At 68.1% G+C, this 24,314-nt stretch carries 33 protein-coding genes and 1 pseudogene; 5 read left to right on the forward strand and 29 right to left on the reverse strand.

Annotated elements, in window-relative coordinates; genetic code table 11:
• Positions 1–10 precede the first annotated feature (10 nt).
• The 25 genes from rpsH to gdhA form a co-directional block, all read right to left on the reverse strand.
• On the reverse strand, positions 11–409 hold the full coding sequence (gene rpsH / locus KUM03_RS03290; RefSeq protein ID WP_026248232.1) for a 30S ribosomal protein S8: 399 nt from the start codon (positions 407–409) through the stop codon (positions 11–13).
• Between the two features lie 211 nt (positions 410–620).
• Positions 621–806 carry a type Z 30S ribosomal protein S14 gene (locus tag KUM03_RS03295; protein ID WP_003948630.1) on the reverse strand — a complete coding sequence of 62 codons (186 nt, stop codon included), beginning with the start codon at positions 804–806 and terminating at the stop codon, positions 621–623.
• 5 nt (positions 807–811) lie between these two features.
• The gene (rplE, locus tag KUM03_RS03300) at positions 812–1,369 is read right to left on the reverse strand and encodes a 50S ribosomal protein L5 (protein WP_217245479.1); all 558 of its coding nucleotides are present in this window, start codon (positions 1,367–1,369) and stop codon (positions 812–814) included.
• The gene (rplX, locus tag KUM03_RS03305) at positions 1,369–1,692 is read right to left on the reverse strand and encodes a 50S ribosomal protein L24 (RefSeq protein WP_003992365.1); all 324 of its coding nucleotides are present in this window, start codon (positions 1,690–1,692) and stop codon (positions 1,369–1,371) included. Before rplX ends, rplE begins: the two co-directional genes overlap by 1 nt.
• A 2-nt stretch (positions 1,693–1,694) precedes the next feature.
• Positions 1,695–2,063: a 50S ribosomal protein L14 gene (gene rplN / locus KUM03_RS03310; protein ID WP_003974257.1), complete on the reverse strand. Its 369-nt coding sequence runs from the start codon at positions 2,061–2,063 to the stop codon at positions 1,695–1,697.
• 101 nt (positions 2,064–2,164) lie between these two features.
• The gene (rpsQ, locus tag KUM03_RS03315; protein ID WP_019329634.1) at positions 2,165–2,452 is read right to left on the reverse strand and encodes a 30S ribosomal protein S17; all 288 of its coding nucleotides are present in this window, start codon (positions 2,450–2,452) and stop codon (positions 2,165–2,167) included.
• Entirely contained in the window at positions 2,452–2,676 is a 225-nt protein-coding gene (gene rpmC, locus KUM03_RS03320) for a 50S ribosomal protein L29 (RefSeq protein WP_007494763.1), read from the reverse strand. Before rpmC ends, rpsQ begins: the two co-directional genes overlap by 1 nt.
• Positions 2,676–3,095, reverse strand: a complete 420-nt coding sequence (gene rplP, locus KUM03_RS03325) for a 50S ribosomal protein L16 (RefSeq protein WP_019329635.1) — start codon at positions 3,093–3,095, stop codon at positions 2,676–2,678. The genes rpmC and rplP overlap by 1 nt, the downstream gene beginning before the upstream one ends.
• A gap of 5 nt (positions 3,096–3,100) precedes the next feature.
• A complete protein-coding gene (rpsC, locus tag KUM03_RS03330; protein ID WP_019329636.1) occupies positions 3,101–3,931 on the reverse strand; it encodes a 30S ribosomal protein S3 in 831 nt (276 codons plus the stop codon).
• A complete protein-coding gene (gene rplV / locus KUM03_RS03335; protein ID WP_003974262.1) occupies positions 3,931–4,278 on the reverse strand; it encodes a 50S ribosomal protein L22 in 348 nt (115 codons plus the stop codon). The genes rpsC and rplV overlap by 1 nt, the downstream gene beginning before the upstream one ends.
• 43 nt (positions 4,279–4,321) lie before the next feature.
• Positions 4,322–4,603 (reverse strand): 30S ribosomal protein S19, encoded by a 282-nt coding sequence (gene rpsS, locus KUM03_RS03340; RefSeq protein WP_003974263.1) that lies wholly within the window; start codon positions 4,601–4,603, stop codon positions 4,322–4,324.
• Between the two features lie 12 nt (positions 4,604–4,615).
• Positions 4,616–5,452, reverse strand: coding sequence for a 50S ribosomal protein L2 (gene rplB, locus KUM03_RS03345; protein ID WP_019329639.1), 837 nt, complete (start codon positions 5,450–5,452; stop codon positions 4,616–4,618).
• Positions 5,453–5,493: 41 nt separating this feature from the next.
• Positions 5,494–5,913 carry a 50S ribosomal protein L23 gene (rplW, locus tag KUM03_RS03350; RefSeq protein ID WP_217245480.1) on the reverse strand — a complete coding sequence of 140 codons (420 nt, stop codon included), beginning with the start codon at positions 5,911–5,913 and terminating at the stop codon, positions 5,494–5,496.
• Entirely contained in the window at positions 5,913–6,569 is a 657-nt protein-coding gene (gene rplD, locus KUM03_RS03355; protein WP_073725081.1) for a 50S ribosomal protein L4, read from the reverse strand. The genes rplW and rplD overlap by 1 nt, the downstream gene beginning before the upstream one ends.
• Before the next feature lie 8 nt (positions 6,570–6,577).
• Positions 6,578–7,222 carry a 50S ribosomal protein L3 gene (gene rplC, locus KUM03_RS03360; protein WP_217245481.1) on the reverse strand — a complete coding sequence of 215 codons (645 nt, stop codon included), beginning with the start codon at positions 7,220–7,222 and terminating at the stop codon, positions 6,578–6,580.
• A 16-nt stretch (positions 7,223–7,238) separates the two neighbouring features.
• On the reverse strand, positions 7,239–7,547 hold the full coding sequence (gene rpsJ / locus KUM03_RS03365) for a 30S ribosomal protein S10 (protein ID WP_003948644.1): 309 nt from the start codon (positions 7,545–7,547) through the stop codon (positions 7,239–7,241).
• A gap of 349 nt (positions 7,548–7,896) precedes the next feature.
• Positions 7,897–8,322 (reverse strand): hypothetical protein, encoded by a 426-nt coding sequence (locus KUM03_RS03370; RefSeq protein ID WP_254398756.1) that lies wholly within the window; start codon positions 8,320–8,322, stop codon positions 7,897–7,899.
• 79 nt (positions 8,323–8,401) lie between these two features.
• Positions 8,402–8,818 carry a contact-dependent growth inhibition system immunity protein gene (locus tag KUM03_RS03375; RefSeq protein WP_217245482.1) on the reverse strand — a complete coding sequence of 139 codons (417 nt, stop codon included), beginning with the start codon at positions 8,816–8,818 and terminating at the stop codon, positions 8,402–8,404.
• An 84-nt stretch (positions 8,819–8,902) separates the two neighbouring features.
• Positions 8,903–13,486: a polymorphic toxin type 28 domain-containing protein gene (locus KUM03_RS03380; protein WP_217245483.1), complete on the reverse strand. Its 4,584-nt coding sequence runs from the start codon at positions 13,484–13,486 to the stop codon at positions 8,903–8,905.
• 259 nt (positions 13,487–13,745) lie between these two features.
• Positions 13,746–14,072, reverse strand: coding sequence for a barstar family protein (locus KUM03_RS03385; protein WP_254398757.1), 327 nt, complete (start codon positions 14,070–14,072; stop codon positions 13,746–13,748).
• 196 nt (positions 14,073–14,268) lie between these two features.
• Positions 14,269–14,727: an SMI1/KNR4 family protein gene (locus tag KUM03_RS03390; protein ID WP_217245484.1), complete on the reverse strand. Its 459-nt coding sequence runs from the start codon at positions 14,725–14,727 to the stop codon at positions 14,269–14,271.
• The gene (locus KUM03_RS03395; RefSeq protein ID WP_217245485.1) at positions 14,724–15,017 is read right to left on the reverse strand and encodes a hypothetical protein; all 294 of its coding nucleotides are present in this window, start codon (positions 15,015–15,017) and stop codon (positions 14,724–14,726) included. Before KUM03_RS03395 ends, KUM03_RS03390 begins: the two co-directional genes overlap by 4 nt.
• Before the next feature lie 25 nt (positions 15,018–15,042).
• The gene (locus KUM03_RS03400; RefSeq protein WP_217245486.1) at positions 15,043–15,690 is read right to left on the reverse strand and encodes a hypothetical protein; all 648 of its coding nucleotides are present in this window, start codon (positions 15,688–15,690) and stop codon (positions 15,043–15,045) included.
• Between the two features lie 89 nt (positions 15,691–15,779).
• Positions 15,780–16,112: a cupin domain-containing protein gene (locus KUM03_RS03405; protein ID WP_217245487.1), complete on the reverse strand. Its 333-nt coding sequence runs from the start codon at positions 16,110–16,112 to the stop codon at positions 15,780–15,782.
• A 66-nt stretch (positions 16,113–16,178) separates the two neighbouring features.
• A complete protein-coding gene (gene gdhA, locus KUM03_RS03410; protein ID WP_217245488.1) occupies positions 16,179–17,537 on the reverse strand; it encodes an NADP-specific glutamate dehydrogenase in 1,359 nt (452 codons plus the stop codon).
• Between the two features lie 686 nt (positions 17,538–18,223).
• Between gdhA and KUM03_RS03415 the strand changes: the two genes are divergently transcribed.
• A complete protein-coding gene (locus KUM03_RS03415; RefSeq protein ID WP_217245489.1) occupies positions 18,224–19,180 on the forward strand; it encodes a serine protease in 957 nt (318 codons plus the stop codon).
• Between the two features lie 61 nt (positions 19,181–19,241).
• Here KUM03_RS03415 and KUM03_RS03420 read toward each other — a convergent pair whose 3' ends face one another.
• Both KUM03_RS03420 and KUM03_RS03425 read right to left on the reverse strand, forming a co-directional pair.
• On the reverse strand, positions 19,242–19,454 hold the full coding sequence (locus KUM03_RS03420; RefSeq protein WP_217245490.1) for a 4-oxalocrotonate tautomerase family protein: 213 nt from the start codon (positions 19,452–19,454) through the stop codon (positions 19,242–19,244).
• A 1-nt stretch (position 19,455) separates the two neighbouring features.
• Positions 19,456–20,220: an SDR family oxidoreductase gene (locus tag KUM03_RS03425; protein WP_217245491.1), complete on the reverse strand. Its 765-nt coding sequence runs from the start codon at positions 20,218–20,220 to the stop codon at positions 19,456–19,458.
• Positions 20,221–20,297: 77 nt separating this feature from the next.
• On the opposite strand from KUM03_RS03425, the gene KUM03_RS03430 reads away from it, so the two are divergent.
• Positions 20,298–21,200, forward strand: coding sequence for a helix-turn-helix transcriptional regulator (locus KUM03_RS03430; protein ID WP_217245492.1), 903 nt, complete (start codon positions 20,298–20,300; stop codon positions 21,198–21,200).
• Here KUM03_RS03430 and KUM03_RS03435 read toward each other — a convergent pair.
• Both KUM03_RS03435 and KUM03_RS03440 read right to left on the reverse strand, forming a co-directional pair.
• On the reverse strand, positions 21,151–21,348 hold the full coding sequence (locus KUM03_RS03435; protein WP_217245493.1) for a DUF397 domain-containing protein: 198 nt from the start codon (positions 21,346–21,348) through the stop codon (positions 21,151–21,153). The two genes, KUM03_RS03430 and KUM03_RS03435, sit on opposite strands and share 50 nt — an antisense overlap.
• The gene (locus KUM03_RS03440; protein WP_217245494.1) at positions 21,345–22,193 is read right to left on the reverse strand and encodes a helix-turn-helix transcriptional regulator; all 849 of its coding nucleotides are present in this window, start codon (positions 22,191–22,193) and stop codon (positions 21,345–21,347) included. Before KUM03_RS03440 ends, KUM03_RS03435 begins: the two co-directional genes overlap by 4 nt.
• Before the next feature lie 156 nt (positions 22,194–22,349).
• Here KUM03_RS03440 and KUM03_RS03445 point away from each other — a divergent pair, with 156 nt between their 5' ends.
• From KUM03_RS03445 to KUM03_RS03455, 3 genes and pseudogenes are all read left to right on the forward strand, one after another.
• A complete protein-coding gene (locus tag KUM03_RS03445) occupies positions 22,350–22,781 on the forward strand; it encodes an ATP-binding protein (protein ID WP_217245495.1) in 432 nt (143 codons plus the stop codon).
• Between the two features lie 250 nt (positions 22,782–23,031).
• Positions 23,032–23,904: a helix-turn-helix domain-containing protein gene (locus tag KUM03_RS03450; RefSeq protein ID WP_217245496.1), complete on the forward strand. Its 873-nt coding sequence runs from the start codon at positions 23,032–23,034 to the stop codon at positions 23,902–23,904.
• A 52-nt stretch (positions 23,905–23,956) separates the two neighbouring features.
• Positions 23,957–24,310 (forward strand): annotated as a pseudogene (locus KUM03_RS03455) (hypothetical protein); the annotation flags it as partial.
• Between the last annotated feature and the right edge of the window lie 4 nt (positions 24,311–24,314).

Below are 24,314 nucleotides of genomic sequence, written 5' to 3' on the forward strand. Positions count from 1 at the left end.
TTCCCTTCCGCTACCAGACGTAGGCGAGGACTTCCCCACCCACGCCCTTCTTGCCGGCCTGCTTGTCGGTGAGGAGCCCGTGCGACGTGGAGATGATCGCCACGCCGAGGCCGCCCAGCACCTTGGGCAGGTTGGTGGACTTCGCGTACACCCGGAGACCGGGCTTGGAGATCCGCTTGATGCCCGCGATGGAGCGCTCACGGTTCGGGCCGAACTTCAGCTCGAGGACGAGGTTCTTGCCGACCTCGGCGTCCTCGGTCTTCCAGCCCGTGATGAAGCCCTCCTGCTGGAGGATCTCCGCGATGTGAGACTTGATCTTGGACGCCGGCATCGTCACAGAGTCGTGGTACGCCGAGTTCGCGTTCCGCAGACGCGTAAGCATGTCTGCGATCGGATCAGTCATGGTCATGAATTGGCCTTCGGCCTCTCTCGCCGGGGTTTCCTGGTGCGCCATCCCTCTCCCCGATCCGAGACGGGACGGGTGCGGCGCGGTGGACCTACGGCGTAGTAAGTCGTACGGGCGCGGCAGACGCCCAACCCCACAAGCCTAAGGCATGGGGGCTGGGCCTTCTGCCGACCCAGATGCTTACCGAGAGTCTGAATAACCCGGGATTACCGGATTACCAGGAGCTCTTGGTCACGCCCGGCAGCTCGCCACGGTGAGCCATCTCACGAAGGCACACGCGGCAGAGGCCGAACTTGCGGTACACGGAGTGCGGACGGCCGCAGCGCTGGCAGCGCGTGTAGCCACGAACACCGAACTTGGGCTTGCGAGCAGCCTTGGCAATCAGAGCCTTCTTCGCCATCTCGCTCACGCCTCCTTGAAGGGGAAGCCGAGGTGACGAAGGAGCGCGCGGCCCTCAGCGTCGTTGGTCGCCGTGGTCACCACGGTGATGTCCATACCCCGGGTGCGGTCGATCTTGTCCTGGTCGATCTCGTGGAACATGACCTGCTCGGTGAGACCGAAGGTGTAGTTGCCACGGCCGTCGAACTGCTTGGGGGACAGACCACGGAAGTCGCGGATGCGCGGCAGCGCGAGCGACAGGGTGCGGTCCAGGAACTCCCACATGCGGTCGCCACGGAGCGTGACGTGGGCACCGATCGGCTGGCCCTCACGCAGCTTGAACTGCGCGATGGACTTGCGGGCCTTGGTGACGGCCGGCTTCTGACCGGTGATCGTGGTGAGGTCCTTGATGGCGCCCTCGATCAGCTTGGAGTCGCGGGCGGCGTCGCCCACACCCATGTTGACCACGATCTTGACGAGGCCCGGAACCTGCATGACGTTCTCGTACGAGAACTCCTCACGCAGCTTGCCGGCGATCTCCTCGCGGTACTTCGTCTTGAGACGCGGAGTGGTGGTGGTCGTCATCAGATGTCCTCACCCGTCCGCTTGGCAACGCGGATCTTGTTGCCTTCGTCGTCGAAGCGGTAACCGACGCGCGTGACGACCTTGTTGCCGTCCTTCTCCACGACCAGCTGGACGTTGGAGACGTGGATCGGGGCCTCGGTGGTCACGATGCCGCCGGCCTGCGAACCGCGAGCGGTCGGCCCGGCCTTGGTGTGCTTCTTGACCCGGTTGACACCCTCGACCAGGACGCGGTCCTCGCGGGGGAAGGCCGCGATGACCTTGCCCTGCTTGCCCTTGTCCTTACCGGTGATGACCTGGACCAGGTCGCCCTTCTTGATCTTCATGCTCACAGCACCTCCGGCGCGAGGGAGATGATCTTCATGAACTTCTTCTCGCGCAGCTCACGGCCGACGGGGCCGAAGATACGGGTGCCGCGGGGGTCGCCGTCGTTCTTCAGAATGACGGCGGCGTTCTCGTCGAAGCGGATGTACGAGCCATCCGGACGGCGACGCTCCTTGACGGTGCGAACGATGACCGCCTTGACGACGTCACCCTTCTTCACGTTGCCACCGGGGATCGCGTCCTTGACGGTGGCGACGATGACGTCACCGATGCCCGCGTAGCGGCGACCGGAGCCACCGAGCACACGGATGGTGAGAATTTCCTTCGCACCCGTGTTGTCGGCGACGCGCAGTCGCGACTCCTGCTGGATCACGTCTATCTCCTGATTGTCTGCCGGTTCCCGGCAGGGGCCTCAGTACGAGGACCCCTGCCGAGCCTGGCGGAACTGACCTGCGTGGGTTTGCCCCGCAGGAATTACTTGGCCTTCTCGAGGATCTCGACGACGCGCCAGCGCTTCGTCGCGGACAGCGGCCGGGTCTCCATGAGGAGGACGCGGTCGCCGACACCGGCGGCGTTCTGCTCGTCGTGCGCCTTGAGCTTCTCCGTACGGCGGATGACCTTGCCGTACAGCGCGTGCTTGACGCGGTCCTCGACGGCGACGACGACGGTCTTGTCCATCTTGTCGCTGACGACCAGACCCTCGCGGGTCTTGCGGAAGCCGCGGGCGGCCTTCGTCTCTTCAGTCACGTTGCTCTCGCTCATCAGGCGTTCTCCACCGTCTCGATGCCGAGCTCACGCTCACGCATGAGGGTGTAGATCCGGGCGATGTCCTTGCGGACCGCCTTGAGACGGCCGTGGTTCTCGAGCTGACCCGTGGCCGCCTGGAAGCGGAGGTTGAACAGCTCTTCCTTGGCCTCGCGGAGCTTCGCGAGAAGCTCCTCGTTGCCCAGCTCGCGCAGCTCGGACGCCTTGGTACCGGCCGACATCACGCTTCACCTGCCTCGCGCTTGACGATCCGGCACTTCATCGGCAGCTTGTGGGCCGCACGAGTCAGCGCCTCACGGGCGATCTTCTCGTTGGGGTAGGACAGCTCGAACATGACCCGACCCGGGTGCACGTTCGCGATCCACCACTCCGGAGAACCCTTACCGGAACCCATGCGGGTCTCGGCCGGCTTCTTCGTGAGCGGGCGGTCCGGGTAGATGTTGATCCAGACCTTGCCGCCACGCTTGATGTGGCGGGTCATCGCGATACGGGCCGCCTCGATCTGGCGGTTGGTCACGTACGCCGGCGTGAGGGCCTGGATGCCGTACTCGCCGAACGCAACCTGCGTACCGCCCTTGGCCAGACCACGGCGCTTCGGGTGGTGCTGCTTGCGGTGCTTGACCCTACGGGGGATCAGCATGACGGTCAGGCCTCCGTTCCGGTGCTCTCAGCCGGAGCGGCAGCGGCGGGCGCCTCGGCCTTGGGGGCCTCGGCGGCCGGAGCCGACTGCTGCTGCGGCTTGCGCCCGCGACGCTCGCCACCGCGGCCACCACGGGCCGGGCGGTCGTTGCCACCACGGGCCGGGCGGTTGCCCGCACGGGCGGCGGCGTTCTCGGCGCGGACCTCGGCGATGTTCTTGACGTCGCCCTTGTAGATCCAGACCTTCACACCGATGCGGCCGAAGGTCGTCTTGGCCTCGAAGAAGCCGTAGTCCACGTTCGCGCGGAGCGTGTGCAGGGGCACACGGCCCTCGCGGTAGAACTCCGAGCGGGACATCTCGGCGCCACCGAGGCGGCCACCGCACTGGATCTTGATGCCCTTGGCGCCGGCCTTCATCGCCGACTGCATGCTCTTGCGCATGGCACGGCGGAAGGAGACGCGGGAGGAGAGCTGCTCGGCGACGGCCTGGGCAACCAGCTGAGCGTCCGTCTCGGGGTTCTTGACCTCGAGGATGTTCAGCTGGACCTGCTTGCCGGTGAGCTTCTCGAGGTCACCGCGGATGCGGTCGGCCTCGGCGCCGCGGCGGCCGATGACGATGCCCGGACGAGCGGTGTGGATGTCCACCCGCACGCGGTCACGGGTGCGCTCGATCTCGACCTTGGAGATGCCGGCGCGCTCCATGCCGGACGTCATCATCCGACGGATGGCGACGTCTTCCTTGACGTAGTCCTTGTACAGCTTGTCGGCGTACCAACGCGACTTGAAGTCGGTCGTGACACCGAGCCGGAACCCGTGCGGGTTTACCTTCTGGCCCATTACCGGGTTCCTTCCTTGCTGCTGACGACCACGGTGATGTGGCTGGTCCGCTTGCGGATCCGGTAGGCGCGGCCCTGGGCACGCGGCCGGAACCGCTTCAGGGTCGGGCCCTCGTCGACGTAGGCCTCAGAGATGAAGAGGCTGTCGGCGTCGGTGTGGTCGTAGTTGTGCGCGGCGTTGGCGATGGCGCTGTCCAGCACCTTGCCGACCGGCACGCTCGCGGCCTGCGGGGCGAAACGCAGGACCGCCTGAGCCTCCGTGGCATCCATGCCACGGATGAGGTCCACCACGCGGCGGGCCTTCATGGGCGTGACGCGGATGTACCGCGCCTGGGCCCTGGCTTCCATGGTTGTCCCTTCAGTGTTTGTCATGATCTGTCACACCCCGCTACTAGCGGCGCTTCGACTTCCGGTCGTCCTTGACGTGACCCCGGAAGGTGCGCGTCGGCGAGAACTCGCCGAGCTTGTGGCCGACCATGGACTCGGTGACAAACACCGGGATGTGGGTCTTGCCGTTGTGCACCGCGATCGTGTGGCCGAGCATCGCCGGGACGATCATCGAGCGACGGGACCAGGTCTTGATGACGTTCTTGGTACCGGCTTCGTTCTGCGTGTCCACCTTCTTGATCAGGTGGTCGTCGACGAAGGGTCCCTTCTTCAAGCTACGAGGCATCTCAACCCGTCCTTAGCGCTTCTTGTTCGTCTTGCGGCGGCGGACGATGTACTTGTTCGACGCCTTCTTGGGCGAACGAGTACGGCCTTCCTTCTTGCCCCACGGGGACACGGGGTGGCGACCACCGGAGGTCCGGCCCTCACCACCACCGTGCGGGTGGTCCACCGGGTTCATGACCACACCACGGACGGTCGGGCGAACGCCCAGCCACCGCTTGCGACCCGCCTTGCCCCAGTTGATGTTGGACTGCTCGGCGTTGCCGACCTCGCCGACGGTGGCGCGGCAGCGCACGTCGACCAGGCGGATCTCTCCGGACGGCATGCGCAGGTGGGCCATCTGGCCCTCCTTCGCGAGCAGCTGCACGGAGGCACCGGCGGAGCGGGCGAACTTGGCACCGCCACCGGGACGGAGCTCGATCGCGTGGATCGTGGTACCGACCGGGATGTTGCGGAGGGCCAGGTTGTTGCCCGGCTTGATGTCGGCCCCGGGACCGTTCTCGACGCGGTCACCCTGCTGCAGGTTGCGCGGGGCGAGGATGTAGCGCTTCTCGCCGTCGGCGTAGTGCAGCAGCGCGATGCGCGCGGTGCGGTTGGGGTCGTACTCGATGTGCGCGACCTTCGCCGGCACGCCGTCCTTGTCGTGACGACGGAAGTCGATCACGCGGTAGGCGCGCTTGTGTCCGCCACCCTGGTGGCGAACGGTCACACGACCGGCGTTGTTACGGCCGCCCTTGCTGTGCAGCGGGCGGACCAGCGACTTCTCCGGCGTGGACCGCGTGACCTCGACGAAGTCGGCGACGGAGGAGCCACGGCGGCCCGGCGTCGTCGGCTTGTACTTGCGGATTCCCATTTCTCAGTCCTCGTCCGATATTCGGACGATCCGGACCTCCGTCAGGAGGTCGGACCGCCGAAGATGTCGATACGGTCGCCCTCGGCAAGGGTCACGATCGCGCGCTTGCTGTCGGCACGCTTGCCGAAGCCCGTGCGGGTCCGCTTGCGCTTGCCCTGGCGGTTGATCGTGTTGACCCCGGTGACCTTGACCGAGAAGACCGCCTGGACGGCCTCCTTGATCTGGGTCTTGTTGGAGCCCGGGGCGACGACGAACGTGTACTTGTTCTCGTCGAGGAGCGCGTAGCTCTTCTCCGACACGACCGGCTTCAGCAGCACGTCACGGGGGTCCGTGAACGACTTGCTGACCGGGGTGACGACGGTGTTCTTGCCTTCGGCGGCGTGCCGACGCGCCTTCTTGACGCGCGCTTCCTTGGCCTTCTTCGCGGCCTTGGAGGCGATGGCGGGGTGACGGATGGCCATCAGGCCTCGCTCCCTTCGGTGTCATTGGCCTTCGGGCCGGACACGAAGGACTCGAAGGCGGCCTGGGTGAAGACCACGTCGTCCGAGACGAGAACGTCGTACGTGTTCAGCTGGCCCGGCTCCAGGATGTGGATCTGGGGCAGGTTGCGGGCGGACAGCCACGCGGCCTCGTCGGCGCGGTCGACGACCAGGAGCAGGTTCTTGCGCTCCGAGATCTTGCCGAACAGCGTCCGGGCGGCCTTCGTCGACGGGCTCTCGCCCTCGACGACGCCGGAGACGACGTGGATGCGGTTGTGACGGGCCCGGTCGGTGAGGGCGTGACGCAGGGCGGCAGCCTTCATCTTCTTCGGGGTGCGCTGCGAGTAGTCGCGCGGCACGGGACCGTGCACGACGCCACCACCGGCGAACTGCGGCGCGCGGGTCGAGCCCTGACGGGCGCGGCCGGTGCCCTTCTGGCGGTACGGCTTCTTGCCACCGCCGCGGACCTCGCCACGGGTCTTGGTCTTGTGCGTGCCCTGGCGGGCAGCGGCCAGCTGCGCGACGACGACCTGGTGGATCAGCGGGATGCTGACCTTCTCAACGTCGAAGATCTCCGCGGGGAGCTCGACGGTGCCGGCCTTGTCGCCCGCCGGCGAAAGGATGTCAACAGTGCTCATCGGTTACCTCAGGCCCCCTTGGCCGCGGTGCGGACCAGGACGAGGCCGCCGTTCGGACCGGGAACCGCGCCCTTGATGAGCAGCAGACCCTTCTCCGCGTCAACGGCGTGGACGGTCAGGTTCTGGGTGGTGACCCGCTCGTTGCCCATACGGCCGGCCATGCGGAGGCCCTTGAACACGCGGCCCGGGGTGGCGCAGCCACCGATGGAACCGGGCGAGCGGTGCTTGCGCTGGGTGCCGTGTCCGGCGCCGAGGCCCTTGAAGTTGTGACGCTTCATGACACCGGCGAAGCCCTTGCCCTTGCTCTTGCCGGTCACGTCGACCTTGAGGCCGGCCTCGAAGACCTCGGCGGTGACTTCCTGGCCGAGCGTGTACTCGGAGGCGTCGGCCGTGCGGATCTCGACGAGGTGGCGGCGGGGGGTGACGTCGGCCTTGGCGAAGTGGCCCTTGAGGGGCTTGTTCACCTTGCGCGGGTCGATCTCGCCGAACGCGATCTGGACGGACTCGTAGCCGTCGACGTCGTTCGTGCGGACCTGGGTGACGACGTTGGGGCCGGCCTTGACGACGGTGACCGGAACAACACGGTTGTTCTCGTCCCACACCTGCGTCATGCCGAGCTTCTCGCCCAGGATGCCCTTGATCTGCTTGTTCATCTTCAGATCACCGGCCTCAGAGCTTGATCTCGATGTCGACACCGGCCGGGAGGTCGAGTCGCATCAGAGAGTCAACGGTCTTGGGGGTCGGGTCGAGGATGTCGATCAGGCGCTTGTGCGTGCGCATCTCGAAGTGCTCGCGCGAGTCCTTGTACTTGTGCGGCGACTTGATGACGCAGTACACGTTCTTCTCAGTGGGCAGCGGCACCGGGCCCGCGACCGACGCACCAGTACGCGTCACCGTCTCGACGATCTTCTTCGCCGAGCTGTCGATGACCTCGTGGTCGTAGGCCTTGAGCCGGATGCGGATCTTCTGTCCCGCCATGGCTACTTCGTAGTCCTGTCTCTCGTAACGCTCTGGTACCCGGCGGTTCCTTGCAGTCCCACTCCCCCTCCGACCCACGCGGTCGGGCGTGTCGCACTCTCGCTGACACAGATGCCCCTTGTTCGAACATCCCTGCCCTGGGAGGTGCGGGCCCTACCGGAACCGCGGACCGGGGGCGAGAGGCCCACCGGGCGCCTGGCCGGTACCCCGCTGACGCTTCCCGGAAGATTCCCGTACGTCCGCCCCTACACCTCTCGATGTAATGCGTGGGACGACGAGTACTGTGGGACTCGCTTCCGGTCCTCCCGGCGGGAGGCGCGCAGCATCGGCACTCGACCGAGCAACCCCGTTAGTCTGCCATACGGGGCGTGTCGCTGGCCAATCGAAGCGGATGACTGTACCCCACGTGATCGTGGGGTACACCTCGTCGCGCCTTCAGTGCCAGGGAATGCTCCAGGTCCTCACGGCCCTCGTCGTCCACCGGAAGCAGAGGCAGATGCGCCCCGGCGGGCGAGCGGTCCACGAGTGCCCCCTGGTACGTCGTCTCGACCGCGGCCGAGCGGTACGAGCGCTCCTTGCCGCAGAGGAGTCGACGCAGGCCGTCGAGGAGCAGCGTCACGGACAGGTAGATCATCATCGCCCCGTCCGGGCCGCGGTCGCGTGAGCTGATCGCTCCCTCACCGCCGAGGACGTCGATGTGCCCGAGGTCGAAGCCGGACGAGGGCGGCGTTTCGTTCTCGTCGACGGAAAACTCGAACTCCACACGAGACGTCACTTGGTCTATGAAGCCGCCATGCGGCCCAACCGTACGGGAGGTGGCGACACTGTCCGCGCTATGTCGTGGGCATCGGCCATCACGATTCCTCGGGAACGGCGGCGCAGAAGGCAGCGGCCTCCTCCCGTACATAGCGCGAGAGGTCGACCAGTGTCTCGACAGTCGCCTTCAGCTCACGGGCCAGCCCCGGGAACTGTCCCCACACCTGCGTCTTCCGCGTCACCACGGCGTACAGAAGGTCGTCGTCGTACCAGCCTCCCGCGATCTGGGCCGGGGCCGTGTCCCGGAGGGTGCGGACCGCGAGAGGGAGCAGCCAGGGCAGCCCGACGTCCTGGGTGATCAGGCGGGCCAGCTCGTCGGGCCGAAGGTCACCGACAGGGCGACGCCGCAGTTCGTGGACCGCTCTGACCAGCGGAGTGGCGTCCTCTGGCGGCTCGGGCCAGCGCTGTCCCTCGAGCCGTTCCAGGGACTGGGTGGGGTCGACGGGCTGGGACACCGACGAGTCCTTTCGTGGTTGCCGACTGGCAGGGGGAGCACGTTCCCGGTCCCTCTCCTTGGCTGGTCAGCCTACTTTCCGGCCTCAACGGTGCCCAATCGACGCCAGGAATCCGTTGAGGCGGTCGAGTTCTTCGATGGTCTCCTTCCGCTTCTTGATCAGTACGTCCAGTCCCCGTTCGGTGAGCCCCTCCGACGGGCTCTGGATCTCCCGCTCGAGGATCTTGCGGATGCTGTCCAGACCATTGCGGGCCTGCTTGAGGTCGCTGATGTGGTCGTAGGGCGTGCCGTCCGGCTTCCTTGCCACGACCTCGCCGTTGGCCTCACGCCGGGCGGCGCTGTAGTGGTTGTGGTTTGGCTGAGAATTGATGCTTCCCACCGGGTCTTTCTTGATGTTCTCCAGTTTCGTCAGCGCCAGCTGGGCGTCTTCGCGCAGTCCGAGTTCGCGACACGTCGGGGCGAGTCCGAACGGGTCGGTCCAGGTGAGCGGGTTGTGCACGTACGTGCTCGGATTCGGCGCCGGCAGCAGCCCGAGCGGGTCGGGCGACAGGTAGCGGGCGCTCTCCGGGTCGTAGTAGCGGCAGAAGTTGTAGTGCAACTCGGTCTCGGGGTCGTAGTACTGGCCCGAGAACCTCAGCGGTGTATAGGCCGGGCTGTCGGCAGTCCAGGCCGTTTTCCCCCAGAGAGTGGAACGCGTGCGCCACGCCAGAACTCCTTCCTCGTCAAGAAGTTCGGTGGGAGTTCCGACCAGATCTGTGACGATGGCGAAGAAGCGGGAGTCGATGTCCTCTTGGGGGGTGTCGTCCGACGCCGCACCGGCCGACGTCAGCCGTTCGTGCTGGGCCATGGGACGCCACCCGTCGTGCTCCCAGGTCAGGACGGTGCGCTGGAACGACTCACCGGTACCGCTGCTCTGTTCGCATAGGACGCCGCCGTCCCAGGTGAAGTCCGTCTGTTCGACCACGGTCGACCGGTCCGGGGACAAACGCTGCTTGGCGATGCGGCGGCCGAGCGGGTCGTAAAGGTAGCGCCATTCGGTGCCATCAGGCGTGACGACGGCCGTCAGACGGTCTTCAGCGTCCCAGGAGTAGCGCCAGGTGTCGGGTTTACGCGAGAGTCTGGTGCGTTGCCGCAACGTAATGCGGCCCTGCGCGTCGTACGCATAGCGTATGCGTCCGGCGCGCACGATCCGGTTTCGCTCGTAAGCGCGGTCGCCCGTGGCCTCATACCCCGGGTGGGAGGGCGGCCACTCGGCTCTCGTCTGGTTTCCGGCACCGTCATAGGCGTAGCTCTCGGTCCAGTTCCGCGCGGTCACGCCCGTGACGCGCCCCTTGAGGTCGAGATCGAAGTGGCGAGTCCCGTTCAGCCGATCGTCCAGACGCAAGAGATATCCGTCCGCGCGATATGTGTACGCGCGTTGCTGGACGGTCTCACCGTCCGCACGCATGGTGGCCTGCCGGATAAGACGACCGACCTCGTCATAGCTGTTGCGCACAGTGACCGAGTCGCCGACGCGACGACTGACTTCGCGTCCCACGCCGTCGTACTCACTGCCGATCACCCGGCCTGCGAGGGCCATTTCGACGGGGTTGTGGGCGGCGTCGTACGCGTACGTACTGACCGTGCCGGCCGGGGTGGTGCGACTCGTGCGGCGGCCGAGAGCGTCGTAGCGCTGGTGCAGGGTGCGGCCCGCCACAGTCTCGGCGGTCAGGTTGCCTGCCTGGTCGAAGGTCCGGCTCAGCGTCGCCTGCGGACCCGTGGCGTGGGCGAGCCTGCCATCGGCGGTGTAGCCGTACGTGGTGACGGACCCATCAGCATCCTTGCGTACCACCTGGTCGAGGACGTCGTACTCGAAGCGGATCATCTGGCCGAGGGCGTTCTCCTTGACGGCCAGGCGCCCTGCCGCATCGAGGCGGTAGTGAAGCGTGCGGCCGTCGAAATCCGTCTCGGAGGCGAGTCGGCCCGCGGTGTCGTACGCGTAGTGCCAGGTGCGTCCGAGCGGGTCTGCCACCCGGGTCAAGCGCAATTCGGCGTCGTGTGTGTACTCGTAACGGCTCCCGTCCGGATCGATGCGCGCGGTGAGAACGTCGAACGGACCGTATTCATAGCCGGTCACGGCACCCGTCGGAGAGGTGTGGCTCGTGCAATTGCCTTCGCCGTCGTACGACCAGGTCTCGACCGTGCCGTCCGGCGCGGTACGGCGCACCAGCCGGCCCTCCGACGTCCATGCGAAGCATGTCTTGGAGCCGAGCGCGTCGGTGAGGGACGTCGTGCGGCCGAAGGCATCGCGTTCCCAGGTCATTGTGGCGCCGAGCGGATCCGTGATCTGCACAGGCAACCCGGCCCGGTCACAGTCGATCGCGACAGTGTTGCCCAACGCGTCGCTGATGGCGGCAAAGTGCCCCTCGACGGTGTAGACGGTGCGTTCTGTGGCTCCGGCCGGGTCGATGACGGCGGTGCGGTTACCGCGACCGTCGTAGGTGTAGCGCCAAGAAGCGCCGCCGGGCAGTTCGACGCTGGTTGCGAGGTTGAGGTCGTTGTAGGTGACGCGGACGGTGTCACCGTCAGGCCGCCGCACCTCGACGGGCTGTCCCCACGCGTTGTTGACGAGGTGGGTGGTCCGGCCCAGCTGATCGGTGGCGGAGACGAGGTGACGCCGCTCGTCATATTCGGTCCGGACGATACCGCCGAGGGGGTCGATCTCAGCTACGACCAGGCAGTCGTCGGCGATCACGTATCGAGAGGTGGCCCCGTCGGACGCGGTGACCTCGGTGAGGCGGCAACCGGGCCACTTCGGGTCGGTGACGTCGTAGACGAACGTATTGGCCACGTGACCGTCGCTGCCGCCCTGCGTCACGCAGCGGTCCCGGTCGTCGTAGGTGTAGCTGTAACGGCTGGCGGTCGAGTCGTGCCAGGAGGTGACGCGCAGCCGTTCGTCGTAGGTGCATTGCAGGGAGACCCCGTCCGGTCCGGCGATCGAGGTCAGATTGCCGTGGGTGTAGCCGTATCGGCGGAGCGTGAGGTCGGAGCCGTCCTCGGCTGCGCCGGCCAGACTCAACGAAGTCACCCGGCCGTCTTCGGTGGTCATCTTCAGGTGGTAGCCACCGCGGTGGCTGATCGCGAGGGGAGCTCCGTCGTCACCGTACGAGAAGTCGATGGTGTTGCCGTTGCGGTCGGTCACGCGGGTGAGCAGGCACACGCCGTCACGAGCCGGGGCGAACGTGCGGCTGTGGCCGGTTACTGGGTCGTTGAAGCGGTAGCCGCCATCGGTCAGCCGAGTCAGGAGCCCGTGGACGCCGGTCTCGGCGTGCACGGGCATACCCACCCCCTCCGGATGCGGGTAGGCGATCAGCATGCCGTCCTCGGTGACGAAAACCACACCCTGGTCGTCGATCTCCAGTCGCTGGTCAACAGTGGAAGCCCAGGACGGGCCGAACCACCAGCCGGAGCGGTACCCGGAGGAGACTCGTCGGGTGAAGCCGAGCGGCAGGGCAGCGGGGAGGGCCACGTCGCACGTGGCGAGGAACATGTGTCCTGTGGCCGCGTCAACCGGGTCACCGCAGCCCTTGACCTTGCTCCGAAGCCGGTCGTACGCGCCCTTGGCGCCATCGGCCAGAGCGGTACGGGCGTTCTTGCCCAGGCCTCGCAGCGAAAACGCCATTCCCTTGAGGCCGCCCTTGATCCCCTTCAGTGCTGCCATGCCGCCCTTGAGACCCTTGGCGAGCCCACCGAGTGTCGTCAGACCCTTCATGCCTGGTATGCAGTCCAGCGCCGCCAGCCCCACGTCCCACAGGGACGCTTGCCCCTTGCTGTATTTGTAGAGCGAGTCGGCGAGCACCACGAGTCCCGCGACCAGCACGATCGCGCCGAGGATCGGGCCGCCGATGATCATCGCGACGATGCCGACGACCGCGACGACGACCTTGCAGACGGCGACGATCGAGTCCCAGTTGTCGGTGAACCAGTCGCCGACCTCCTCCCACCAGGACCGGTTCTGGATGCCGGCGTCCGACGCCTCGTCGATCTTCGTCTTGGCCTCGCGGGCCGCGTCCTCGCGCATCTTGCGCGCGTCCTCGGCCATCTTCTTCGCCGCGTCCAGCGCGCTCTGCGCGTCGTCCACGGCCGACTGGGCGTTGGTCTGGGCAGTCCTGGCGTGCTGGACGTCGCGGGTGGCGGCGCGGACCTTCGCCTCGTCGGGCTTGTCGGCGTCCGACTTGCTGCCGGTCGGGTCGTCCTTGTACTTGTCGGCCTCCTTCGACGCCCGGGTCACCCAGGACTCGGCCGAGGACAGCCTCGACTGCGCCGAGGACAGGTCGTCCCGGGCTTCCCGCGCCTTGCGCAGCGCCTTGTCGGCGAGGGTCTGCGCCCGCTCCAGCTTCGGCCAGAAGTCGGCAAGGGCGTCGCCGCACATGCCGTAGGACTTCTCGAGCTTCTTCAGGTTCTTCGGTACGCCGGAGAACTCCTCCTTGAAGACGGTGGCCGACTTGCCCGCCCACTCCTCGAGCGCGCCCTCCCCCGCCATGCCCTTCACCAGACGCAACGCCTCGGACACGTCGTCGGCGAAGTCGTGCAACGTCTTCGCGAGCGTGCGCACCCGCTGCGGATCACCGGGGGTCGGGTCCTTGTCCAGGTCCAGGACATGCCAGTCACTCGGCCTGTGGCCCACCATCCCCGTTACCCCCGTCAGCTCACGTGTCGCATCAGCAACCACCCGTACGCACATGTGAACTTACAAGGCACGACAGTTCGATGAAAGGCGCTCCCGTTTCTGGTTCGACTCACGGAGCACCGGTCTCAGCGGGCTCAGTCGTGCAGACCCGGGAGCGGCACCACACCGGGGAGTGCCGTCACTGTGGCGCGGACGTCCATGTGTCCCCCCTGATCAGGTGCACGGGTGTTCATGTCCTCTCGGGCGGGCTCGGAGCCGGTCAGTGCCATACCTCGGGGTTCAGGGCCGCCGCGACGTGATCGGCTCTTGTGGTGACGGTCAGGTCGGGGTGGCGTATGCGGCGCGCGATCCTCTGGGGGAAGTGTTCCGCGTCCAGGATCAGATCCGCGTCGTGGGTGACGCCTACGATCCCGACTCCGCCCGTGACCGTTCCGCACAGGTCGCTCAGACAGTCCACCAGAGCGTCCCAGTTCGCGCCGTAGTAGCTGGGAAACTGGAGAACTTCCGCGAAGGAACGATGGATTCCCTGCTCGGTCACCAGCTCGCGGGAGTCGAAGTGGCGGACGCGCACTCCCGCAGCTTCCAAGCGTGCGGTCTCCCTCCGGAGTCCAAGTGCGGCTCGTGGGCCGAAGACCACGAAGGGTTCCGGGCGAGACACCATGGAGTGCGGGCGCAGAGGACGAAGGTTCATCGTCTGCGCACCGTCTCCCAGGCGTCGATCACCGCGTAGGTCGAGCTCAGTCGCCACGCGTCCAGCTTGTTCCGCACCGTTGATACGACGCTCAAAATCTGCACGCCGCGTACCGGTACCAGTCTTCTCCGTCGCTCGACAGTGCGCTGCGAACGAAGGACTCGAGGGTTGGCGACACCAAGTACCGCTCGTCCGTCTCGTGGTCCCAGACGAACACCCCTGCGCGAGGAGGCCGGCAGGCGAAGGCGAACTGGTCTCCGCCGCCGCTGTCGCCGAAGAACAAGAGCGAATCGAAGGGCAGGTACAACGGCCGGAACTGATCGTCACCGCGGAAGGCGAGATTGTCGCTGAGGACCCGTTCCGCGGGCCAGACCATCTCGGTGCCGTACGTGTCCAGCAGCCCGTCGCTCTCCAGGAGGAACGCGGTGAGTTCGCCCGGGAGAGCGAGTCCCAGCAGTTGCTCGAGCCGTTGCAGGGCCTGGGGCTCCACAGGCTCTCGGGAGAGCGCCGACGGGAACTCATCGATGATGTCGCGCCAGGTCGGTGTCATTCCGGCAGCGTCCAGAACGGTGAGTCCTTCGCCGGGGCCGGGCGGACCGGCGGGCGGGAGTGGCGGTGGTGCTCGTCCGGGCCGTAGTAGGCGGGCAGGGCCCAGAACTCCGGGTGCTCGTGGCACATGAGGTCCGGGTACGGGTCGATTCGCGAGTTCGCGTACTGCCTGTTGATCCTGGCGACGGCTTCCGGGCGGGAGATGCCGCAGCGTTCGACGAGTACGTCCGCCATGTCCCGGAAGTACTCCAGCATGCCCTCGTCGAGGTCGAGTACGAACTCCTCGGTCATCGGAAAGCGCCCTGTTCCCCTCAGTTCAGCCCGCGAACCGGAACGTCGACGTGATCGCATCGAAGATGTCGAAGAAGGAGTCGGCGAGGTCGAGGACCTGGCTGCTGCCCGCGACCAGGGCGACCTTGCCCTCCTGGCCGGGGACCGGGATGTAGGTCTGCATCAGGACCGCGCGGACGGTGCGGTTCAGGGCGTCGCCGGGGACGGGAATGTCCTCGATGCCCTGGGTACGGGCGGCCTGTCCCACACCGGGGATGTCGACCGTCGTCACCTTGCGCCAGGAGTCGCCGGGCTTCCTCGCCTCCTTGACGGCGAGTTGGGCGGCGATGGCGGCCGGGTCGTTGGGGAGGGGGTCGCCGGAGGACGTGCGGCCGCCGACCAGGGAGACCGTGACCGAGCCGGTGATCGGGGTGTCGCCGCCGAAGCTCTCCGCCATGCAACCGCAGTACAGCGCACCCGACTTCCACGCGTCGGACGCCGCCTTCTGGAGGAAGGTGACGTACACGGAGCGGGAGGGGGCCAGTTCCGGGTACTGGCGGACGCGGTCGTCGACCATGCGGCGGATCGAGTCGTCCCGGGACTCCGGGCGTACGTCGAACTCCCACCAGGACTCCGGCACCTTGATGCGGAAGCCGCCCCGTTCGACGGTCAGTGCCTCCGTGTAACGGGCCATGGCGTACCCGGCCTCCCCGTTCGTCAGTCGATCCGATTCAATCCGATGTTCTGACATCGTCCCATCGATCGAGTCGCCGGGTCGCCGGGCTACTCGCGCTTCGCCACCGTCAGCAGCACCGCCGCGTCCTCCAGCGCCTCCAGGCTGTGGCGGGCCGGCGGGATCAGGATCAGGTCGCCGGCCCGGCCCTCCCAGGACGTGTCGCCGCTGGTGAGGCGGACGCGGCCGCGCAGGACCTGGACGGTGGCCTCGCCGGGGTTCTCGTGTTCGGCCAGCGACGTGCCCGCGATCAGGGCCAGCAGGGTCTGGCGCAGGACGTGCTCGTGGCCGCCGTGGACCGTGGTGGCGCTGCGGCCGTTGGACGCGAACGCGGCCTGTTCGAGGTGTTCGCGGGCGAGTACGTCGAGGGAGAGTTTGCGCATGGCGCAAGTTTCGCCGGGTGCCCGGACGGCCAACAGGGCCGTCCGGGGCAATACCGGTGACGTCCCTCAGATGACACCCTGCGCCAGCATCGCGTCCGCCACGCGCTCGAAGCCCGCGATGTTCGCGCCGGTGACGTAGTCGCCGGGGGCCTCGTAGCGCTCGGCGGTTTCGTGGCAGGTGGTGTGGATGTCGTTCATGATGTGCGTCAGCTCCTCCTCGACGCGCGCCGCCGTCCAGGACGTACGGGCGTGGTTCTGCGCCATCTCCAGGGCGCTGACCGCGACGCCGCCCGCGTTGGCCGCCTTGCCGGGGCCGAAGGCGACGCCCGCCTTCTGGAGGAGGTGGACGGCCTCGGGGGTCGCCGGCATGTTGGCACCCTCGGAGACCGCCTTGACGCCGTTGCGGATCAGGGTCTCGGCATCGGCCTCGTTCAGCTCGTTCTGCGTGGCCGACGGGAGGGCGATGTCCGCCGGGACGTCCCAGACGCGGCCGCCGGGCACGAAGCGGGCCGAGGCGCCCCGGCGCTCCGCGTACGCGTCGACCCGGCCGCGCTCGACCTCCTTGATCTGCTTCAGCAGGTCGAGGTCGATGCCCTTCTCGTCGACGACGTAGCCGGAGGAGTCCGAGCAGGTGACGGCGTTGGCGCCGAGGGCGGCCAGCTTCTCGATGGTGTAGATCGCGACGTTGCCGGAGCCGGAGACGACCGCGGTCTGGCCCTCCAGGTCCTCGCCGCGCTCGCGCATCATCGCCGCCGCGAAGAGCACGTTGCCGTAGCCCGTCGCCTCCGGCCGGATCAGCGAGCCGCCCCAGCCCTGACCCTTGCCGGTGAGGACGCCGGCCTCCCAGCGGTTGGTGATGCGGCGGTACTGGCCGAAGAGGTAGCCGATCTCGCGGCCGCCGACGCCGATGTCACCGGCCGGGACGTCCGTGTGCTCGCCGATGTGCCGGTACAGCTCCGTCATGAACGACTGGCAGAACCGCATGACCTCCGCGTCGCTGCGCCCGTGCGGGTCGAAGTCGCTGCCGCCCTTGCCGCCGCCGATACCGAGGCCGGTCAGCGCGTTCTTGAAGATCTGCTCGAAGCCCAGGAACTTGATGACGCCCAGGTTCACCGAGGAGTGGAAGCGCAGGCCGCCCTTGTACGGGCCCAGCGCGCTGTTGAACTCGACGCGGAAGCCGCGGTTGACGTGGACGCGACCCTGGTCGTCCTGCCACGGCACCCGGAAGATCACCTGGCGCTCCGGCTCGACGAGCCGCTCGACGAGGCCCGGCTCCGCGTACTCGGGGCGGGCCGCGATCACCGGCGCGAGTGTTTCCAGGACCTCGTGGGCGGCCTGGTGGAACTCGGGCTGGGCCGGGTTGCGGTGCTCGATCTCGGCGAGGAGTCGGTTGAGCGCGGTCGTGGTGTCGGATCGCGTCGTCACGGGGGGTCCCTTCTGGCACGGCTGACGCCGGATTCCCGGACAGGCGTGCGGGCATGTCGGGTCCGACGGAGAGCGCTCGGCGCCGTTGCCGCGCGCGGAACAGCGACCGTCCCGGAACTGCGCTGGGCGCCCCGTGAAACGGCCGACTCCCCAGTGTCGCTCGCGTGTCAAGGTCCCGGCCAGAGGGCGAACCCATGTCGTCCGCCATGTGGGACGCGCCGGCCCCCCGTGCCGCTGCGGGAGGCTGCCGCGGCCTCAGCGCGTCGGCATGACCGGGTACCCACTCTCCTCGACAGTCCGGCTCCAGTCCGGGTCGGCCGTCACCTCCGGTTCGGTCGCCGGAACTCTCGTGGGCGAAGAGCTCACAGTGGACGCCGAACTCGGTGCGGGCGTCGGGGCCGACGGGCGGACCTCACCCGGGTCGGCGTTCTCCTCCCCGCACCCCGCCACCCCCAGAACGAACAACGGGAGCAACAACACCCAGCGGGCGGCACGCACAGGCAAGGGCACGATGCACTCCTCCAACGGACGCGAAGCGACGTATCGCGGCACTTCACGACCGACGACAGCGATGTGACTCACTTCACGATCATGCTTGGCATGGACATTCTAAGCCAAGGGCAGCCTGCCTCCGCTCGGCCCAATCGTAGAGATGCAACCGTGCTTGGAGAAGAATGCGCACCTCGTTGCAGAGATCCTCGGCGGCGGCCTTCCTTGTCGCGCTGGTCGCCCTGTTCCTGCCGGAAGCAGCCACCGCACGCACTCAGGAACCGGGCACGGCGGTGGTGCACAACGCCGCCGAAGCCCGGTCCGCCCAGTCGGGCACGGAGTACTGGACCCCCGAGCGCCGGGCGGCGGCCGTCCCCCGGGCCCTGGGCGAGGTCGAAGTCCCGGACCCCGTCCGCCCGCCGGCCGCCCCAGACGCCCGGACCGCGCCGACCGTGCTCGCCGAACCCACCTCCCCGACCGCATCCCCCCTGGCCGCCCCCCTGGGCGCGGCAGCCGTCTCGCACGCCACGGTCGGCAAGGTCTTCTTCACCGTCGACGGGGCGGGCTACGTGTGCTCCGCGTCGGTCGTGAGCAGCGCCGGCAAGAACATGGTTTTCACGGCCGGGCACTGCCTGCATGACGGCAACGGAGGCTCCTGGGCGGAGAAGTTCACCTTCTACCCCGGCTTCGAGAACAACACCGCACCGTACGGCGGGTACGAGTTCGAGACCCTGGTCACCACCGTCGGCTGGGCCGAGGACGGAGACTTCGACTACGACTTCGGCATCGCCCTCATGGGGCAGTTCCAGGGATACGAGGTCGTGGAGGTCGTCGGAGGCAACGGCGTGTGGGCCGGTTACAGCGGTACCCAGAACTTCCTTGCCATGGGCTACTCGGCCGCAGGGGCCTACGACGGAATGACCCTCCAGGTCTGCGACGCGCAAGCCGAGCCCGAAGGCGGGCAGTACGAGATGGACTGCACCAACCAGACGGGCGGTGCCAGCGGCGGCCCATGGGTCGAGAACACCGGCTCCGTACCGTACGTCTCCGGCGTGAACAGCAACGCGGACGACCGCGACAACCCCACCGTGATCAGGTCGCCGCACTTCGGCTCCTGGGTCATCGACCTGTACAACGAGTACGCGCAGGGCTGACCGATCTCTTCAGTGCCGGTCCGCCTGCCGCGAGAACAGCAGACGGACCCGCCGTCGGCCGTCAGTCGCCGGCCGCGTTGAGCATCTCGGCGGTGAGGACGTTGCCCGCGACGCCCCAGCCGCCGTCGGGGACCTCGTCGACGAGGACGACGGTGGTGGGGCGGGCGCGCTCCCCGTAGATCTCCGCGTAGAGGTCGGTGGTGCGTTCGACGATCTTCCGCTTGTCCTCCGGGGTGAGGGTGCCCTCGGGGACCTTGAAGTGGGCGAAGGGCATCTCAGATCATCCCCCCGTTGGCGCGCAGGATCTGGCCGTTCACCCAGTGCCCGGCGGGACTGGAGAGGAAGGCGACCACCTCGGCGATGTCCTCCGGGGTGCCCAGCCGCTCCAGGGGCGGAGTCTTCGCAAGCTGGTCGATCTGCTCCTCGGTCTTGCCGGTGAGGAACAGGTCCGTGGCCGTGGGACCGGGGGCGACCGTGTTCACAGTGATGTCCCGTCCGCGCAGCTCACGGGCGAGGATCAGGGTCATCGCCTCCACCGCGCCCTTGCTCGCCGCGTACGCGCCGTACGCCGGGAACTGCGTGCCGACGACGGAGGTCGAGAAACCGACGAAGCTTCCTCCGGCACGCAGGCGCCGGGCCGCCTCCCGGGCGACCACGAAGGTGCCGCGGATGTTGGTGCGGTGCATGGCGTCCAGGGCGTCCAGGTCCAGGTCGGCGATGGGCGACAGGGTCATCCGGCCGGCCGAGTTCACGACGACGTCCACGCCGCCGTACTCCACCTCCGCCCGGTCGAACAGCGCGGCGATCTCCTTCTCCTCCGCCACGTCCGCCGCTACCGCGATCGCCCGTCCGCCGGCCTCGGTGATCGCCGCGACCGTCTCCTCGGCGGACGCGGCGTCGCGGGCGTAGTTCACGACGACGGCCAGGCCGTCCTCGGCGGCGAGCTTCTGCGAGACCGCGCGGCCGATGCCGCGCGATCCGCCGGTGACGATCGCTACGCGGGCGGACGCCACTGTGTTCGTGTTCGGGTTCGTGGTCATGGGTCCACGATGCGGCCGGTCGGCCCGCGCAGCCAGGGGATGTCATCCCATGGGTCACCGGCCCCGCCCGGCGCAGAATGGAGGGCATGAGCGCTGTGAAGTACGCCGAGCTGGGAGCGTTCCTGCGGTCGCGGCGGGAGCGCATCCGGCCCTCCGACGTCGGGCTTCCCGCCGGCCCGCGACGCCGGGTGCCGGGGCTGCGCCGTGAGGAGGTCGCCCAGCTCGCGGGCGCGTCGGTCGACTACTACAACGAGCTGGAGCGCGGGGCCGGGTCCCAGCCGTCCGAGCAGATGATCGCCGCGCTGGCGCGGGCGCTGCGGCTCTCCGCCGACGAGCGGGACTATCTGTACCGGCTCGCGGACCGGCCGGTGCCCGTGCAGGGCGGGGCCGCGTCGCACGTCCACCCCGGCATGCTGGACCTACTCGGGCGGATGACCTCGACCCCGGCGCAGGTGATCACCGACCTGCACGTCACACTCGTACAGAATCCGCTGGCGGTGGCGCTGCTGGGGGACCACTCGGGTTTCCGGGGGCCCAGGGCCAGCTTCGTCCATCGGTGGTTCACCGAGCCCGACGCCCGGCGCCTGTATCCGGAGGCCGACCACGAGGGCAAGTCCCGCTCCTTCGTCGCGGACCTGCGGGCCGCCGCCGCCCGGCGGGACGCGAAGGACGCGGAGGTCGGCTCGATGATCCGTACGCTGCTCGCCGTCTCCCCCGAGTTCGCCGCGCTGTGGGCCGACCACGACGTGGCCGTCCGGCGGGAGGACCGGAAGCGGCTCGTCCATCCCGTGCTCGGCGTGCTCGAGGTCAACTGCCTCCATCTGTTCAGCGAGGACGGACGGCAGCGGTTGCTCTGGTTCACGCCGGCCGTGGGGACGGACAGCGCGGGGTTGCTGGAGCTGTTGGCGGTGGTGGGGACGCAGGAGGTCGTCAGCTCTCCGAGGCGTACAGGAGGAAGTTCGTCCACGTGGTCGGGGTGAGGGCCAGGTGGGGGCCGCCGTCTTCCACGTACTTGGAGTCTCGGACATGGATCGTGCCGGGGGTTGCGGCGACCTCGACGCAGGACTCTCCGTCAGTGCCGCCGCTGTAGCTGCTCTTGAACCAGACCAGTTCGGCCTCGCGGGTCATGTCTCTCCCAGCAGTTGTTCGATGAAGACCAGCGACTCCCGAGGCGAGAGCGCCTGTGCTCGGATCGTGCCATACCGCAGCTCAACAATGCGCAGCTGTTTCGGGTCGGTGATCGGCCGCCCGTTGAACGCTCCTTCGGAGCGTCCGACCGCTGTACCGTCCTCGAACTTCAACAACTCGATCCTGCCGTCCAGCCCGGGATGGGCGTCGGTGTCCGTCGGCATGACCTGAAGCGTGACGTGGTGCAACCGCCCCACCTCCAGCAGGCGTTCGAGTTGTCGCCGCCACACCATTGTGCGCCCAACCCGCCGACGCAGCGGCGCCTCTTCCAGCACGAAGTGCATCGATGGCGCTGGGTCTCGTTCGAAGACGGACTGCCGAGCCAACCGCGCGGCCACCATGCGCTCCAGGTCGTCCGGGGAGTACGGGGGCTGCCGGGCCTCCATCAAGGCTCGCACGTGCTCCGGCGTCTGCAACAACCCCGCGACGATGTTGCATTCGTAGACCCCGATCTCGACCGCCTTGCCCTCCAACTTCCCCAGCTCCCGAACCTTCTTCGGGTACCGGACCTTCTTCACGTCCTCCCAGGCCGCCGAGATGAGCCCACCGGCCCCCAGCACCTCGTCAGCCCTGTCCAGATACTCCTGGCGGGGAATCCGCTTGCCGCCCTCGACCTTGTAGACCAGGTCCTCCCCGTACCCGACCGCCACTCCGAAATCGCCGGCCCGCATCCCCGCCGCCTCCCGGCGGAGCTTCAGCTGCCGTCCCACCGTGGTGATGACCGCGACGCCCCACTCGTCGTCCGGGTCGACCTCCCACCCCGACTCGTCCGTCTCGACCGTCATCCCGCACCCCTTCGTCGTGCTCGCAGCTTTGCCCCAGCGCCCTACCCGCAGGCCCCTTCCGACAGCACCGACACCACCGGACAACAACCGGACAGTCACCGTACGCATCCGCTGAGTCACTTCTCACGGTACGCACACACCGCCACGCTGAGTGACGTGAACCAGAAATCCGCCGAACTCTCCACGGCCGTCCGCAACTTCAGCGTGCAGCTGTCCCCGACGCCACGCGGAGCCCGCCTCGCCCGCCTGCTCGCGACCGAGCAGCTGCGTTCCTGGGGCCTGCCCCTGGACCCGGCGCGCCTCCTCGTCGCCGAGCTGGCCAACAACGCGAGCGCCCACGGACGCGTACCGGGTCGCGATTTCCGGCTCACCCTCTACGTCGTCGGCGGCACCCTCCGCATCGAGGTCACCGACACCCGGGGTGAAGAACTTCCTCACCCCCAGCGGCCCACCCCCGAGGTCGAATCCGGTCGCGGCCTGCTGCTGGTGGAGGCGCTGGCGCACCGCTGGGGAGTGACCGAGGGTCGTTTTCCGCGCAAGACCGTGTGGGCGGAACTGCTCTGCACACCACCGGAACCCGCGTTCTGAGGTTTCGGTGCCGTCGGTGCCCTACCAAGGAAAGAACCCGGGGAGAAAGCACCCCGCCAAGCCCCGCCTTTCCACCCGAGGCGCGTAATCACCCGGGCGGGTGAACATCGCCGCCTGGGCTGGATTTCCGAACCCCCAACTCCCCTACGCTCAGCGCAAACGACCGCAGACATACGTCGGCCCCCGCCGGGACTGCCATCCCAATACGAGGGCCTGCCACCAAGGAAGCAAGGAAAAGGAAACCTTCCCGATGGGTACCCAGAACCCTAACGCGCCCTCGCGCGCCCAGTCAGCCCCTGCCGACAACCCGACCCGTACGCGTCACCACGGCGGCGGCATCGTCCACGAGAACGCCCGCCACACCACCCGCTTCGTGGTGATCGGCAACCACCTCACCCAGCACAAGGAGCTGTCGCTCCTGGCGATCGGCCTGAGCTGCCACCTCCAGTCACTGCCCACGGGTGCGGGCGCCGACATCAAGTCCCTCACCGCGCGCTTCCCCGAGGGCGCCACCCGCATCGCCGCCGCCCTGCGCGAGCTGGAGGCCCACGGCTACCTGCGCCGCGAGCGCGTACGCACGTCCACCGGCCGGATCGTCACCCGCACCGTCTCCTGCAACCAGCCGAAGGCCGCCCGCCGGGCGGAGTCCTCCACGACGTGCCCGGACCGCCCCTCCCACCCCCGCGAACCCCGCCCCCACAAGGCGCTCCCCGCCGTACCGCAGCCCGACTGCAAGGTCCCCGGGCTCTTCCGGGCGGCCACCGATCTCCTCGCCGACCTGCGCCGACACGACTCCCGCCTGGTGCTCTCCGCCGCCGAGACTGCCCACCTGGCGCCCGGCGTCGCCGCCTGGCTGGAAAGAGATGTCCTCCCCGGCGCCGTACGCCGCTCCCTGACCGCCGGCCTCCCGGACGAGCCCCTGCGCCGCCCGGCCGCCCTCCTGGCCCACCGCCTTACCGACCGGCTACCGCCACCGGCGCCGTTCCGCGCCACGGCGGCTGTCCCACCACCACCTGTCCGGCACCCGCTCCGCAACTGCGACGGCTGCGACCGCGGCTTCCGCGCACCCGAGGGCGAAGCCCGCTGCCGCGACTGCCGCGCACCAGCCTCCACCCTTCCCTGAACCCGGAAAGAAGCCACATGGTCAGCTCGTCCCACGAGGCGATGCACCGCATCTTCTGAAAGCCCTGTCCACCGCGCTGCGGGACGTCCCGGAACACGTAGCAGACCCGCTCATCGAATTCACCGCCCAAGGCCTGGGAAACCGCCCGGCCCAATATCTCTGGAGGAACCTGGTGGCCGTGGACCTCTCCTTCTACAAGTCCTACATCTCCGAAGAGATCCGCGACGAAGGCCGCGCCCAAGGCCGGGCCGAGGACATTCTGCTCGTCCTGGAGCAGCGCCGCCTCGACGTCTCCGACGAAGTCCGCAGGCGCGTCACGGCCTGCGACGACCCCGAGGTCCTGCGCCACTGGCTCACCCGCGCCGTCACCGTGCCGAAGGCCGAGGAGATCTTCGAAGAGGAGTGAGCCG

It is taken from the genome of Streptomyces sp. AC602_WCS936 (genome assembly GCF_019049125.1).
Classification (GTDB): Bacteria; Actinomycetota; Actinomycetes; order Streptomycetales; family Streptomycetaceae; genus Streptomyces.